At 60.9% G+C, this 13,707-nt stretch carries 18 protein-coding genes; 11 read left to right on the forward strand and 7 right to left on the reverse strand.

Annotated features, from left to right (window positions below; all coding sequences use genetic code 11):
• The first annotated feature begins 16 nt into the window (after positions 1 to 16).
• A complete protein-coding gene (locus JOE65_RS02990; RefSeq protein WP_205161839.1) occupies positions 17 to 274 on the forward strand; it encodes a hypothetical protein in 258 nt (85 codons plus the stop codon).
• Here the strand turns inward: JOE65_RS02990 and JOE65_RS02995 are convergent.
• Entirely contained in the window at positions 271 to 1,077 is an 807-nt protein-coding gene (locus JOE65_RS02995; protein WP_205161840.1) for an HAD-IIA family hydrolase, read from the reverse strand. The genes JOE65_RS02990 and JOE65_RS02995 overlap by 4 nt on opposite strands.
• 72 nt (positions 1,078 to 1,149) lie before the next feature.
• Between JOE65_RS02995 and JOE65_RS03000 the strand changes: the two genes are divergently transcribed.
• A complete protein-coding gene (locus tag JOE65_RS03000) occupies positions 1,150 to 1,809 on the forward strand; it encodes a TrmH family RNA methyltransferase (RefSeq protein WP_205161841.1) in 660 nt (219 codons plus the stop codon).
• A gap of 19 nt (positions 1,810 to 1,828) precedes the next feature.
• Here JOE65_RS03000 and JOE65_RS03005 read toward each other — a convergent pair whose 3' ends face one another.
• Entirely contained in the window at positions 1,829 to 2,089 is a 261-nt protein-coding gene (locus JOE65_RS03005; RefSeq protein ID WP_205161842.1) for a GlsB/YeaQ/YmgE family stress response membrane protein, read from the reverse strand.
• A gap of 165 nt (positions 2,090 to 2,254) precedes the next feature.
• Between JOE65_RS03005 and JOE65_RS03010 the strand changes: the two genes are divergently transcribed.
• From JOE65_RS03010 to JOE65_RS03030, 5 genes are all read left to right on the forward strand, one after another.
• Positions 2,255 to 2,830 carry a dihydrofolate reductase family protein gene (locus JOE65_RS03010; protein ID WP_205161843.1) on the forward strand — a complete coding sequence of 192 codons (576 nt, stop codon included), beginning with the start codon at positions 2,255 to 2,257 and terminating at the stop codon, positions 2,828 to 2,830.
• Positions 2,827 to 3,624: a GNAT family N-acetyltransferase gene (locus JOE65_RS03015; RefSeq protein ID WP_205161844.1), complete on the forward strand. Its 798-nt coding sequence runs from the start codon at positions 2,827 to 2,829 to the stop codon at positions 3,622 to 3,624. The genes JOE65_RS03010 and JOE65_RS03015 overlap by 4 nt, the downstream gene beginning before the upstream one ends.
• 67 nt (positions 3,625 to 3,691) lie before the next feature.
• Positions 3,692 to 4,108, forward strand: a complete 417-nt coding sequence (locus JOE65_RS03020; RefSeq protein ID WP_205161845.1) for a GNAT family N-acetyltransferase — start codon at positions 3,692 to 3,694, stop codon at positions 4,106 to 4,108.
• A 73-nt stretch (positions 4,109 to 4,181) separates the two neighbouring features.
• Complete coding sequence (gene srmL, locus JOE65_RS03025; RefSeq protein ID WP_205163994.1) at positions 4,182 to 4,946, forward strand: PheS-related mystery ligase SrmL; 765 nt, start codon at positions 4,182 to 4,184, stop codon at positions 4,944 to 4,946.
• Between the two features lie 105 nt (positions 4,947 to 5,051).
• Positions 5,052 to 5,507, forward strand: coding sequence for an SRPBCC domain-containing protein (locus JOE65_RS03030; RefSeq protein WP_205161846.1), 456 nt, complete (start codon positions 5,052 to 5,054; stop codon positions 5,505 to 5,507).
• 5 nt (positions 5,508 to 5,512) lie between these two features.
• On the opposite strand, the gene JOE65_RS03035 is transcribed toward JOE65_RS03030, so the two are convergent.
• On the reverse strand, positions 5,513 to 5,860 hold the full coding sequence (locus JOE65_RS03035; RefSeq protein ID WP_205161847.1) for a VOC family protein: 348 nt from the start codon (positions 5,858 to 5,860) through the stop codon (positions 5,513 to 5,515).
• A 341-nt stretch (positions 5,861 to 6,201) separates the two neighbouring features.
• Here JOE65_RS03035 and JOE65_RS03040 point away from each other — a divergent pair, with 341 nt between their 5' ends.
• Together JOE65_RS03040 and JOE65_RS03045 are read left to right on the forward strand one after the other, a co-directional pair.
• Positions 6,202 to 6,606 (forward strand): NUDIX hydrolase, encoded by a 405-nt coding sequence (locus tag JOE65_RS03040; RefSeq protein WP_338021537.1) that lies wholly within the window; start codon positions 6,202 to 6,204, stop codon positions 6,604 to 6,606.
• Positions 6,607 to 6,707: 101 nt separating this feature from the next.
• Positions 6,708 to 7,964: a lipase family protein gene (locus JOE65_RS03045; protein ID WP_205161848.1), complete on the forward strand. Its 1,257-nt coding sequence runs from the start codon at positions 6,708 to 6,710 to the stop codon at positions 7,962 to 7,964.
• Here the strand turns inward: JOE65_RS03045 and JOE65_RS03050 are convergent, their stop codons facing one another.
• The gene (locus tag JOE65_RS03050; protein WP_205161849.1) at positions 7,965 to 8,384 is read right to left on the reverse strand and encodes a WXG100 family type VII secretion target; all 420 of its coding nucleotides are present in this window, start codon (positions 8,382 to 8,384) and stop codon (positions 7,965 to 7,967) included.
• Positions 8,385 to 8,576: 192 nt separating this feature from the next.
• Here JOE65_RS03050 and fbaA point away from each other — a divergent pair, with 192 nt between their 5' ends.
• A complete protein-coding gene (gene fbaA, locus JOE65_RS03055; RefSeq protein ID WP_205161850.1) occupies positions 8,577 to 9,596 on the forward strand; it encodes a class II fructose-bisphosphate aldolase in 1,020 nt (339 codons plus the stop codon).
• Positions 9,597 to 9,599: 3 nt separating this feature from the next.
• The gene (locus JOE65_RS03060) at positions 9,600 to 10,019 is read left to right on the forward strand and encodes a DUF3151 domain-containing protein (protein WP_205161851.1); all 420 of its coding nucleotides are present in this window, start codon (positions 9,600 to 9,602) and stop codon (positions 10,017 to 10,019) included.
• Between the two features lie 76 nt (positions 10,020 to 10,095).
• On the opposite strand, the gene JOE65_RS03065 is transcribed toward JOE65_RS03060, so the two are convergent.
• From JOE65_RS03065 to JOE65_RS03075, 3 genes are read right to left on the reverse strand one after another with little or no spacing between them, the layout of a single operon-like run.
• Positions 10,096 to 11,271: a M20 family metallopeptidase gene (locus tag JOE65_RS03065; RefSeq protein ID WP_205161852.1), complete on the reverse strand. Its 1,176-nt coding sequence runs from the start codon at positions 11,269 to 11,271 to the stop codon at positions 10,096 to 10,098.
• A 1-nt stretch (position 11,272) separates the two neighbouring features.
• Complete coding sequence (locus JOE65_RS03070; protein WP_239536596.1) at positions 11,273 to 12,487, reverse strand: aminotransferase-like domain-containing protein; 1,215 nt, start codon at positions 12,485 to 12,487, stop codon at positions 11,273 to 11,275.
• The gene (locus tag JOE65_RS03075) at positions 12,484 to 13,671 is read right to left on the reverse strand and encodes a M24 family metallopeptidase (RefSeq protein ID WP_205161854.1); all 1,188 of its coding nucleotides are present in this window, start codon (positions 13,669 to 13,671) and stop codon (positions 12,484 to 12,486) included. The genes JOE65_RS03070 and JOE65_RS03075 overlap by 4 nt, the downstream gene beginning before the upstream one ends.
• Between the last annotated feature and the right edge of the window lie 36 nt (positions 13,672 to 13,707).

Consider the following 13,707-nt stretch of genomic DNA (forward strand, 5'->3'; position numbering starts at 1 on the left):
AACGGAGGGAGTCAGTATGGGACGTATCCCAGACGGCAGGAAATTCACGACGCCGGGGCTCGGCAAGAAGGATTATCGATCCGAGCACCGGGCGGGCTTTCTCGCGGATGAAGGCAGACGCGGAGACGGTTATTACCTCTGGGAGGGAAAGCGTCGAAGGAACCCTCGACGCATGTCGACGTTGATTGGTGCGGGTCTTGCTGTCGCCGTAACCGCGATCTTTGTCTACGCGATCTGGGGGCGTCAGCTCTTGAGCGGGCTCTTCGGCGGTTAGAGCTCCTTGAGCAGGTCCTGGACCGAGTCCATGGTCTGATTCGCGCGGAAGGGAAAGGACTTCACATCCTCTGGTTGCGTGATCCCGGAATAGACCAGCACGGTATGAAGCCCTGCTTCCATACCCGCAACTATGTCCGTGTCCATCCGGTCACCGATCATCGCCGTGGTTTCAGAATGGGCCTCGATCTGGTTCATGGCTGACCGAAACATCATCGGGTTGGGTTTGCCCACGATGTACGGGTCGCGCTGCGTGGCTTTGGTGATGAGGGCCGCAATGGCTCCGGTGGCGGGCAGGATTCCTTCCTTTGAAGGACCGGTGGCATCAGGGTTCGTCGCTATGAATCTGGCTCCGGCAGCTATGAGCCGTATCGCCTTGGTGATGGCTTCGAAGGAGTACGTCCGGGTTTCTCCCAACACGACGTAGTCGGGCTCTTGATCGGTGAGGATGAATCCGACTTCATGCAGCGCCGTCGTCAGTCCGGCTTCGCCAATCACGAACGCCCGCCCCACCCGATCCTCGAAGTTGAACTGGGCCTTGAGGAACTGTGCGGTGGCCAGCGCGGAGGTCCAGATGTTCTGTTCCGGTATGTTGAGTCCCGACATCTTCAGCCGCGCCACCAAGTCCCGCGGCGTATAAATGGAGTTGTTCGTCAGGACAAGAAACCTCTTTGATGTGTCCACCCAATGCTGGATCAGCTCGGCGGCACCCGGAATGGCGTGGTTTTCGTGAACCAGAACGCCATCCATGTCTGTCAACCAGCACTCAATGTCGGCCGGAGTGCGAATGTCTTCCCGGGGCATGCGATCCTCTTTCGCTCGGCTTCACTTCACAGTCTCGCATCTGGAACGCCCGACGGCGAGGACTACCCTTGGATGGTGCATAACGAGACTCCCACCCCAGCTGATCCAGACTCCGCGACCCACCAGATCGGCGTCGGCCCCTGGGAAGGGCCGCTACCCGACGGCGAGCACTGGGATCCGGCGTTGCTGGCGAACGGCGATACTCGCAACGTCGTCGATGAGTACCGCTATTGGGAACATGACGCCATTGTGGCTGACCTGGACACAAAGCGACACTCCTTCCACGTGGCCATTGAAAACTGGCAGCATGACCTCAACATTGGGTCCGTGGTCAGGACTGCCAACGCGTTCATGGCGCGGGAAGTTCACATCATCGGGCGACGTCGGTGGAACCGGAGGGGCGCAATGGTCACCGACCGCTACCAGCACGTGCGGCACCATCCCACCGTTGAGGAATTTGTTGAGTGGGCGCAAGGAGAGGGTCTGCGCATTATCGGCATCGACAACTTTCCTGATTCCGTGCCGCTGGAAACCTATGAGCTGCCGGAGAACTGCGTCCTCGTGTTCGGGCAGGAAGGGCCGGGTCTGACGCCGGAAGTCCATGCCGCTGCGGACGCCACATTGTCCATTGCCCAGTTCGGTTCCACCCGTTCCATCAACGCGTCTGCTGCCGCTGCTATTGCCATGCACGGGTGGGTGCGGCGACACGTCTTCGGGCAGCAGGTGCGTTAGCGAAGCAGTGGGATGGAGGTCAGCGGTTTACCTTACGTTTTCCGGCCATGCCTTCAGCGACACCCACGAGCGCGATCGAAACGACTACGGCCACGATGAAACCAAGAACGTTGAGCTCAAAGATGTCTCCGGTACCCAACAGGTTGGCGATGACACCGCCCACTACCGAGCCCACCAGTCCAAGCAGCAGAGTTGCCAGTAAACCAAGGTTCTGTTTACCGGGTTTGAGCAGCCGGGCAAGGGCACCGATGATGAGTCCGGCGACGATAAATCCAATCATTGCGTGTTTCTCCTGTCTGGTTGTTAGTTCTGTTAAAGATTAGGCGACGCCGGTGTCTTCTGGCGCGGTTGAAGAGATTTCTGAGCATGGCGTCCCAGCTGAGGAAGTACTCGGGCGTTGTACCGTGAGAGATAACTACAGCTGTTGGTAATGGGAGGAGTCATCATGCGTGAGCTCGTGTACTTCGTGGCCGTGAGCCTGGATGGATACATTGCTGCACCGGACGGTAGTTTCGGTGATTTTCCGATAGAGGGTGATCACGTCGATATGATTCTGCGCGATTACACCGACACGTTGCCCTCCCATGTCCTGAGTGCATTGGCTCTGCAACCGGATAACGCCCGCTTCGACACGGTCCTCATGGGATGGAATACCTACGCTGCCGGGTTCCCGCACGGCGTACGCAATCCCTATCCGCACCTGCGCCAGTACGTCTTTTCGCGAAGCGAAACCGAAGCTGCAGCTGACATTGTGCTCACCGCGGAGGATCCAGTGGCTGTGGTCAAGGAGCTGAAAGCTGAAGACTCGGGCGCTGACATATGGCTTTGCGGTGGCGGCCAGCTGGCAGGCGCCCTTCGGGGTGAGCTTGACCGGCTCATTCTCAAAGTGAATCCAGTCCTTCTCGGTGCTGGCATCCCGCTCTTCGCCGGCCAGGACTATATGGTGCGGTCCGCGGAGCTGACGTCCAGTACTGCATTCCAGTCGGGCGTTGTCGTCAATGAGTACAGGTTTGAAAAATGAACGACTCTGAGACCAAGGCCCGCTTTCTCACGGCCTATGACGAGCAACTGCGTACCGATGCCGAGACGCCGAGCGCCATCAAGGTCGCCCGACACGGCCCACTGTCCCTGGTGACCTTCATGAACGGACGCGGCTTCGTCACCTACAAGGATCTCGGTGGCGCGGATATGGAGACCGTCCGACGGCTCGTCGCTGATGCGATGGCCTACTATCAGGACGATCCTGAGATAATCAGGGTTGAGTGGAAAACTCGTGGCCATGATCACGCACCCGGGTTGCATGAGGTTTTGCTGGAGAGCGGGTTTACTCCGGATGAGCCTGAATCGATCATGATTGGCGAGGCCAAGGCACTGAGCGTCGATTGTTCACTGCCCGACGGGGTGACGCTGCGACGGGTAACCGATGAGTCGGACGTGCGCCGAATGAGCGCCATGCAGGATGAAGTTTTTGGCGATCCGGTCTCACCCGAGATGGCGGATGCCCTGCTACATCGACTCTCCTTCAATGACGGAATGGAGCTCTGGACAGCTGAGGCCGAGGGGCAGATCGTCAGCGCCGGACGCCTGGAACCGGTTCAAGGCACCGGCTTTGCTGGGATCTGGGGCGGCGCGACCCGCAAAGAGTGGCGCGGCCGTGGAATCTACCGTGCGCTGACGGCCCGACGAGCCCGGTCAGCACTCAGTAGGGGGAAGACGCTCATCAACAGCGATTCAACCGAATATTCGCGTCCCATCCTTGAACGCTCCGGGCTCGTCAATGTATCGACGACGACCCCTTACCGCTGGCGACGGTGAGCGGCTAACCCGTGCGAGGGGTTGATCGCCGGTCGGTCCTTCATCGGACATGCTTTATCGTGTGTTCATGACTGAGCCTTATTCCTTCTCCGCTGCCGCGGGCAAGATTGATCGCGAACGAGTCCATCAATGGCTTAGCGAGCAGTCTTACTGGGCGAAGGGTCGGGCGCGTGAGGTACAAGACGCTGCAATCGATGCCTCCCGTAATTACGGTGTGTACGACGCCGAGACGGGTGAGCAGGTTGCCTACGCGAGGGTCGTGACCGACGCGGTGACGTTCGCTTGGCTATGTGACGTCTTCGTTTCACCGGAGACACGAGGACAAAGACTGGGCGAAATGCTGGTCGAGGGCGTCATCGCCGATCTCGAACCGCTCGGGCTCAAACAAACTCTGCTCTCCACAGGGGATGCGCACAGCCTTTACGCCAAATATGGCTTCACCCCACTGAACGACCCGTCAAAGATGATGGCGCGTGTTCGGTAGACGATCCCTGCTGGATTAAAGCTTGGTGCCATAGACGACGACGTCACGACCGTCTTTCACGACTTTCGTCTGTCTGGTCTACCGCAGGGATGCCATTGACCGGACCCATGTAGGCGCACCCCACCAAGTGGATCTTTGGCGAATATCTTCAACTCCGGCACTGTCCCCACCTGATGTGGAATCCATGATCGGGGTGCTTGTCGAAGCGGTCTTGCCCAACGCGCAATGGCGTGCGGTGCCAGCCGTACACCCCTACACGACCAACGGACTACAAATAGATGTACGTGTTGGCGAGGAATGGTTGGAACTTGCTGAGTGCGGCATGGTCGCGCCCCACTTATTCGCTGATGCCGGACTCGATCCAAAGCAGTGGTCGGGCCTCGCCCTGGGAATGGGCTTGGACAGGGCGTTGATGCTTCGCAAGGGAATCCCCGATATCCGGCTTCTACGTGCACGCGACGAACGCATCGGATCCCAGATGCTCAACCTGGAACCTTGGCAACCGGTCTCGCTTCTTCCTCCCATCCGGCGGGATATTTCGATTGTCGTGCCGAGGTCCTTCGACGATGAAATTCTGGGCGACAAAGTCCGCCAAGCACTCGCGGAACGCATGGATGACCTTGAATCCGTTGAGCTTCTCGACCTGACCGCTTATGAGGAACTGCCGACGGCGGCGAAGGAAAGGCTGGAGATCAAACCAGGACAGGCGAATGCCCTCATTCGAGTCACGCTCCGACCCATCGAAAGAACACTCACCGCCCTGGAAGCCAATCTCATCCGCGACGATATCTACACGGCACTTCATCAAGGCCAGGTTATGGAACTCATCGCAAGTTAGTCACGACGTGCCCAGCCAATGACTTCGGGAAAGCAACCGCTTTCAGAGACACGCTGTCATAGGCTGGGCAGTGGCCGTGCTGCCGCCTGTGTCTGGAAAGGTCCGATGATGAGTTCCGTTGCTCACGATACTTTGACGTTTGAGCAGTCAATCAATGCCCCGCTTTCCGCTGTGTGGGATGCGTTTGCAGAACCGACCCAGCGTGCCGTCTGGGGCGTTCCCGCGGGCGAGGCTCAAGTCTATGATGACTCCAATTTCATGGTCGGGGGCCGAGACAAGTACAGGTGCGGCCCACCAGAAACCCTTGGGTTCCACGGACTCGTGGACTACGTCCAGATCGTTCCGCCATCACTGATCGTGCACACAGACACCGTGACGGCTGAGGACCAGGTCCTTGCTGTTGCTCTCCTGACCTGGCAGTTCGATGCCCACGGCGACACGACGATGATCCGGCTCACGGATCAGGTGACCTCGTTCGTGGGTGCCGACATGATCGAAGGGCACCGTAACGGCCACGCCAAGGCACTCGAACAGTTGAGAGACTTCCTCGAGCGTCCTTAGCCTGTTCAGGCGGCGTGCATACCGATATTAATGACCCGGCCGGCGCTATCTCGATAGAAGAAGCGGGTAACTCCCCAAGGTTCGGCGGTGAGGGGATGGACGATCTCAACCCGAGCGTCCGTGGCGTTCCGGAATGCCTCCTGCACGTCGTCGACAAATATCGACACATCAGGGTTCACCTGAGCCGACGCGTCCCGAGTCATCAAGCTCAGCTGGTGACCGGCGTCATCACCCAGGGTCACTATCCACCCGTGGTCCATCAAAACCTGCATGCCGAGTACTGCCCGGTGTTCCTCGACGGCTTGGCCCAGGTCGTCTACGGTGAGGTTCGGTACAACTCGATCGATGCGCATAGCGCAAGTTAATCACGCTGCTGGGTGGGTTCGTGCTCAGATATCGAAGTGTTGTCTGAATCGGTCGAGTGCCAGGGGCCACGCTTCTACAAATCCGTCGCGGTATTCCTGGGCAGCGGCACGCGAGGCGGAACCCGTGGGGTCCGGTGGTGGGCAGTGGCTCCTGTCCGTTCTGTCGTGCAGATAAAGGGCCTCCACCGCAAAACACGGCCCGTTATCTGCACGACAGTTTGAGCTAGGCGCCGTGAGGTGCACGACAGATACGGCTGGACCCCGTTATGTGCACGACAGGTGAGGCGTTGGCCGATAGGGAACGCGTCCGGTCTTGATAACCTCATTTTGTGTCTGCCACCCATACCCTCATCATCGCTGCGGTCTGCATTTTCGACGACGACGGGCGGCTGCTGACCGTCCGCAAAAAGGACACTTCCATGTTCATGCTCCCCGGAGGTAAAGCCGAGCGCGGCGAGACCATGGCGCAAACCGCTGCCCGGGAGCTTCAGGAGGAAGTCGGCATCGTCGTCGAGCCCGGCGACCTGATGCCGCTGAGTCGGTGGCGGGGCGCCGCGGCCAATGAGCCGGACACCGACATCGACGTCGAACTCTTCACGGCCATCGCGACGCAGAGGCCGGTCAAAGCAGCCGAAATTGGCGAACTCGTGTGGATCCATCCCGCGGAGGTTGGGGCCCGCACTGATATTGCGCCGCTCCTGACCGAACACGTCATTCCCAATATCAGGCGCTAGCTGCAACAACAAAATAATCTTCGGCTAACACTTGCCAAGGCTACTAGTCAGTAACATAGAGTGGCGTGCATCATACTCATTGCATCTGACGAGGAGTACCGATGAAGAATTCCTACTCGAAACTGGCAATAACCTTTTCCGTGGCTGCCGCACTCGCCGTAGGCACAGGGCTCCCGGCCCAAGCCGTCCAGAACGTTCCGGCGCCGGGACTGCAGGCAGAGCCCGCCGTGCCGCCGTTCTACCAAACACCCGAAGCGCTGCCGGCGAACAACGGCGCCCTGATCCGCCACGAGCCATCCGTTTTCTACCTGGACCCGCTGAAAGCGCTGAAAGCACCGGCGACCGTGGAACGCATCATGTATCGAAGCACCGACTCGCAGGGGCAGCCGATGGCCGTCACCGGAACCGTGCTTGTTCCCAAGACCACCTGGACCGGCAAGGGCGAAAGGCCCATGGTCTCCTACGCCGTCGGCACCCAGGGACTTGGGGATCAATGCGCTCCATCGAGAAAGCTCGCAGCCGGTCAAGAGTATGAAGGAATCTTCATCAAGGGGTTGCTCAGTCGTGGGTACGCTGTGGTCGTCACCGACTACGAAGGTCTCGGCACTGAAGGGGTACACACCTATCTGAACCGTGCTTCGCAGGGCCAAGCCGTTCTCGATGCAGCGCGGGCCGCACAGCAGCTGGGTACGCCCGGTCTGCCGACCAACGGGCCCATCGCCCTTGCCGGATACTCTCAGGGCGGTGGCGCTTCGGCGTCTGCAGCCGAACTCGCCCCCGCGTACGCACCAGAACTAGACCTCCGCGGAGCTTACGTGGGTGCACCGCCATCGGACCTTTCGAACGTGGGAGCGTACATCGACGGAGGCCTCTACACGGGATTCCTGCTCTACGCCCTGAATGGCATTGCATCCGGATATGACCTGGATATGACGTCCTACCTCAACGAGAACGGGCAAGCAACACTCGCGGCGAACCAGCGCAGCTGCACGATCGAAGGCATAGCCGACCACGCCTTCCTCAACACGGCCACGCTCACCACGTCCGGAAAGAAACTCAGCACTACTGTTCAGGTGGAACCCCTCAAGTCCATCCTTAAGGAGCAGTTACTCGCAAACGGCCGCAAACCCTCAGTTCCCGTCCTGCTCTCCCAAAGCCTCCTCGATGACGCCATCCCCTATGCTCAGGCACGGGACGTCGCTGAGCGGTGGTGCGACCAAGGCGCAACTGTAGCGATGGACACAACAGCCGGACCTACGCACATCGGCGGCTACGTGGCTGCTATCCCTCGGGCATTCGTGTTCCTCCAGGCACGGTTCGCCGGTCATCGGCCGGTCTCCAGTTGCTGGCGCCTCTAGTTACTGAAGATCGCGTTCTATCGGCATGGTCTCGTGCACGATCGGACTGATCTGACCGCTCTCTGGTTCCAGCTCGCTTGGGACCAGAGGGGAGGTCAGGAGAAGGTTATCCGCTGCCGGAAAGCCTCCGACCGTTGAGCTACTGGAGGCTGAACTAACGCCCTCTTGGTCCTCTGCCGAACGCCGCAGCTGCTTGCTTACGGATGACATGGACTCGGCGGCGCCATGGATTCTCGGTGCAATGTCGGTATTCCACAGGGTGCGGAACTTTACGGCGTCCGGGCCACTCCACTGGCATTCCTCCAGTTTGCGGCTGATGATGCGCTGAAGCTGAACGAGCTCTAACGAGCCCTGGGTGGCTGACTTTGCCAACGTCCTGAGCTGATCGGGATTCGATCCGAACATGCCTGATCCGGCCACCGTGAAGTTCCTTCCCCAAATAGATGGTCTAGAAACAAATTACGGGTCTATGCCCGGACGTGCAATGGGCCCTACTCCCCATATGTTCTTTCAGACGGGCGCGCACCTATTGCCTGTCGGCCCTGTTAGCTAGGATGGGCGGTAGTCAAGCAGGTCCTGCCGACCTGACCATTTTCAGCACGAGGAGTCAGCATGCCCATTGCAACCCCTGAAATCTACGGCGAGATGATCGACCGGGCCAAGGAGGACGGCTTTGCCTATCCGGCCGTGAATGTCACGTCCTCCCAGACTCTCTGCGCTGCTTTGCAGGGCTTTGCCGACGCCGGATCGGATGGCATTGTGCAGGTTTCCACCGGTGGCGGTGCGTACTGGTCCGGCGCCGGCTTGAAGGATATGGTGGTCGGTTCGCTGGCGTTCGCGGCCTATGCACGGGAAGTCGCCAAGGCGTATGACGTGAACATTGCCCTCCACACTGACCACTGCCCCCAGGATAAGCTGGCGGGTTTCGTGCTGCCGCTGCTGGAGGCTTCCGAAGCAGCTGTGAAGCGCGGCGAGGATCCCATCTTCAACTCGCACATGTGGGACGGGTCGGCGGAAACGGTGGAGGAGAACCTGCGAATCGCCGAGGGCCTGTTGGCACGCACGCATGCCGCGAAGATGATCCTCGAGGTGGAGATGGGCACCGTTGGCGGCGAGGAAGACGGCGTTGACAATGAGATCAACGACAAGCTCTACACCACGGTCGAAGACGGAATGAAGACCATTGAGGCGCTCGGCGCGGGGGAGAAGGGCCGTTACATCACCGCCCTGACCTTCGGTAACGTCCACGGCGTCTACAAGCCAGGCAACGTGAAGCTGCGCCCCGAGATTCTCAAGGAGATTCAGAGTGAGGTGGGCGCAAGGATTGGCCTGAACAAGCCGTTCGACCTCGTTTTCCACGGCGGCTCGGGTTCGAGCAAGCAGGAAATCAGCGACGCCGTTTCTTACGGCGTGATCAAGATGAACATTGACACGGACACGCAGTACGCGTTTACTCGCCCGGTTGCCGGGCACATGCTCCACAATTACGACGGCGTTATGAAAGTCGACGGCGAAGTCGGCAACAAGAAGCTCTACGATCCCAGGGTCTGGGGCGCTGCCGCAGAGAAAAACATGGCCGCCCGCATCGTTGAGGCAGCACAATCACTTGGCTCCGCCGGAAAGAAGCTCTGAGGCATGACTGAAAATTTTCGTAAGAACCTGATGGAGCCGGACGCCACTTATCTTCCGGAGGAGCCCGACGTCGTCAGCCGGCTTGAAGCCGGCGACGAAGCTCTTGATCTGGCAGCGAAATTCCCTGCGTCGTCACTGGTATGGGGCATCCTCGCAGAGGAAGCGTACGCCGAGGGGCGTGTGGTGGAGTCCTACGCATTCGCGCGAACCGGATACCACCGCGGGTTGGACTCACTGCGCGGCAGCGGATGGCGTGGAACCGGACCAGTGCCGTATTCGCACGAGCCCAACCGCGGTTTCCTGCGTTCGCTGTTTTCACTGGGTCGTGCCGCGGCCAGCATCGGTGAGCTCGACGAAGCGGAGCGGGTGGCCAAGTTCCTCCGGGAATCGGATCCTGAAGCAGTAGCGCAGCTGGAAAAGTAAATGGGTATCGCGGGCTTCGGTGCCCCGACGTAGTAGTCACTGCACCGAAGCCTGCGGCCGTTGTTGGCCTCCTGACTCAGCCGAAGCGGAGCGCCAATAGTGCGTAAACCTGCGCGGCCGCATGGAGTTGTTGCACACTCACGGACTCGTTGACCTGGTGCGCCTGCTCGTTGATCTCACCCGGGCCCAGCACAATGGTGGGAATGCCGTGATCGCGGGCAATGAAACCGCCGTCGCACCCGGCCGTCCATCCGCCTACACCGCCGGGCCAGCCGACGTCGGACACCGCACCCAGCGCGCACTGCACCAACGGTGCCTCCGCGCGGGTCCGGAAGCCGGGCATCTCCATGGTCACGTCGATCTCCACGGCGATACCCTCGCCGGTGATTCCCGCTTCGCCCACCTGCCGCATGAGCGCCGCGACGATGAACTGCGCATCCTCACCCGGCATCAATCGCCGGTCAATCCACGCCACGCATTCAGCGGCGACCATGGACGTTCCCTCGCCACCGGCGATCCGGCCCACGCTCCACGTTCCGCTGCCGAGCAGCTCATCGGGCTGGGATCGGAGCCGGGCATCGTCGGCGCGGACTAGTTCCAGAATGCGGGACGCCGCATCCACGGCGTTGGCCCCATCCTCCGGTCGGCCTGAATGGGCGGACCGTCCGGTGACCCGGACCTCCAGATAGCTATCACCCCGGCAGCCAATCACCGTCTCCAGGTTCGTGGGCTCGGCCACAATGCACGCGGCGGCCTGAACGTTCCCGGCCGTGAAATGGCGGATGCCGAGCCCCAGATCCTCCTCGTCCACCGTGCAGACGAGCTGCAGCGGCCGAGGCGGACGCGCACCGGATTCACCGATGGCACGGAGGGCAAGCACGACGGCGGCCAGCCCGCCCAGCATGTCAGTGGACCCACGTCCGAAGATCCGCCCTCCCTTGAGAATCGGTTCAAATGCCGGGTGATCCCACCCATCTCCGGCGGGGACGACGTCGGAATGGCCAAGGAACATGAGCGGGGGACCCTCACCTCCGGGCAGCGTGGCGATGAGGTTCGAACGCTCTGGTGTTACCTCCTGTAACGCGACGTCTAGTCCGGCGGCTTGGCAGGCTGCCTGCAGCACTGCGACCCTCCGGGCCTCGGTACCGCCTGGATTCTCCCCTCCCGCGGTAATCAGGTCACAGGTCAGAGAGACCAGGTCCTCCTGCCGGATCCGGTCAAGGACCGCGCGTTCGACGTCGGTCCCAGCCAATTCAGACCTTCTCGCGCATCAGGTCTAGGGAGCGTCGCAACCGGATGATGCCCTCCTCGATCCGTTCGGGCGTGGTGGAGGCGAAGCAGAGCCGCAGTGCGTCGTCGAACCTTCCACCGGGTGAGAGGGCTGGCCCGGGGATGAAGGCGACGCCTTCGGCGAGAGCCGTCTCAAACAAGGCGGTGGTGGAGATCCGGGCATCATCGCCGCGAAGGGTCAGCCAGAGGAAGAAGCCGCCGTCCGGGTCCGTGGTGGAGACGCGTCCGCCTAGGTGCCGCTGGATGCTCTCCAGCATCGCCTCCTTGCGGGTGCGGTACTCGTTGCGCAGGCCAGCCAGATGTTCATCGAGTCCGCCTCGGCAGATGAACTCGGCAACGATGTGCTGGTTGGGGACGTTGGTGCACGTGTCCATGGCCTGCTTGGCATTGATCACTAGCTGGCGGACAGATGGGTCAACGTCCACCCAGCCCACCCGTAGACCGGGCGCCAGGATTTTCGAGAACGTGCGCACGGAGAACAGCAGCGGATCATTGGGGCTGAGGCTCCGGAAGCCGGGAATGTCCTCGCCGGTGAAGCGGAGCAGCCCGTAAGGATCGTCGTCGATGATGACCGCGTTCCAGGCATGGGCGAGTTCCAGCAGAGCCTTGCGGCGAGCGAGCGAAAGCGTGGTGCCGGAAGGATTCTGGAAGTTCGGGATGGTGTAAATGGCCTTCGGCGTCCGTCCAATGGCAGCAACCAGCTCCGGCAGCGCCTCCACGATCAGCCCGTTCTCGTCGATCGGCGCTTCCAGAAGCTCTGCGCCGTAACTCAGGGCGGTGGCACTGCCGTTCGTGTAGGTGGGGCTCTCGACAATGACCACATCACCTGGGTCAACATAGATTTTGCAGGCCAGATCCAAGCCCTGCATGCCGCCAGAGGTGATGACAATCCGCTCCTCGCTGGTGGCCTCCGACGTTTGCGCTAGATAGTCCAGCAGAGCGTGGACGAGCACAGGCTCTCCCTCGGTGGCCCCATAGGTAAAGGAGTCCGGCGTGTAGATCTGCGAGGCAATCTCACGGAACAATTCGGTGGGAACCACCTCCGCAGCTGGTGCGCCCATGGCGAACCGGACGACGTCGTGCGTCTGCGCCGCCAGCAGCGACGTGCTCGAGTCAATGACAGAACCGACCAGCTGATCGGCGCGGGCCGCTACGGGCGCGGTACGGGTGGGTCTCATGAACATGTTCCTTTCTGAAGCAGTTCGCGGGGGAACGCGGCGAACGTTTCCACGCCGCTACCGCTCACGCGGAACGGCTCCGAGAGTTCGAATCCGTAGTTGTCCATCCACATGCCCGCCATCAGGTGAAATGTCATGTTCTCCTCGAGCACGGAGTCATCCTCGGACCGGATACTCACGGTCCTTTCGCCCCAGTCCGGGGGATAACCGATACCAATTGAGTAGCCAAGGCGTGAGGGCTTCTCCAGCCCGTATTTGGCGAGCGTCCTGTTCCAGGTGGACGCGAGCTCGCGCACAGGAACGCCGGGACGGATGATGTCCAGCACCGATTTGACGCCGTCCGCCACGGCATCGGCCAACCGAGCCAGATCGTCCGACGGCGTCCCGATGCTGAATGTTCGCGCCAGCGGTACGTGATACCGCCGGTAGGCCCCCGCCAGTTCGACGACGACGGCCTGACCCTGGGTGAAGCGCGATTCGTTCCACGTCAGGTGAGGCGTATCCGCCTCCTCCCCGGTGGGAAGCAGCGGCACAATCGCAGGGTAATCTCCGCCGATCTCCGGCGTCCCCGAAATCTGTGCGTGCGAAATGGCGGCCGCGACGTCGCACTGGCGCTCGCCGGCCTCAATACTTTCCTGCGCCACCTTCATGGCCCCATTGCAGACGACGGCGGCCTTGCGCATCAACTGAATTTCCGCGGGGGACTTCACGAGACGAACCCAATTGACGAGCTCGAAACAGTCCACCAGCGTCCACTCCGGAATGGCATTCACCAGCGCCCGGTACCCCTTGGGTGAGAAGAAGTGAGAGTCCATCTCCAACCCAACGCAGCCGTGGGTCGCTGCGGCGATCAGGTAACGCTGACGCAGGGCGTAGGCAACGTAGTCGAACGGATGCAGGTGCGGACGGTGCACATAGCGTTCCGGGTAGGCCTCGATGGAATCCGGCGGGAGCCAGGAGGTACGGAAGGCACCCCGTGCGTCCATGTCCCGGGTGAAGAGGATCATGTCCCCTTGTGCGGGAACAAAGAGAACCTGCGGCGTGTAGAAAGACCACGCGTTGTACGCGCAAAGATAGTAGATATTGGCGGGGTCCGTGACCAGCAGGGCAGAAAGCCCTTGAGCATCCATTCGCTGACGTACGCTCGCCAGCCTTTGCGCGTACTCCCCGGCTGTAAACAACAAGATCGCACCGCCTTCCGATCGGTGGATTGTCCACAA

Source organism: Arthrobacter roseus (assembly GCF_016907875.1).
In the GTDB taxonomy this organism is placed as follows: Bacteria; Actinomycetota; Actinomycetes; order Actinomycetales; family Micrococcaceae; genus Arthrobacter_J; species Arthrobacter_J roseus.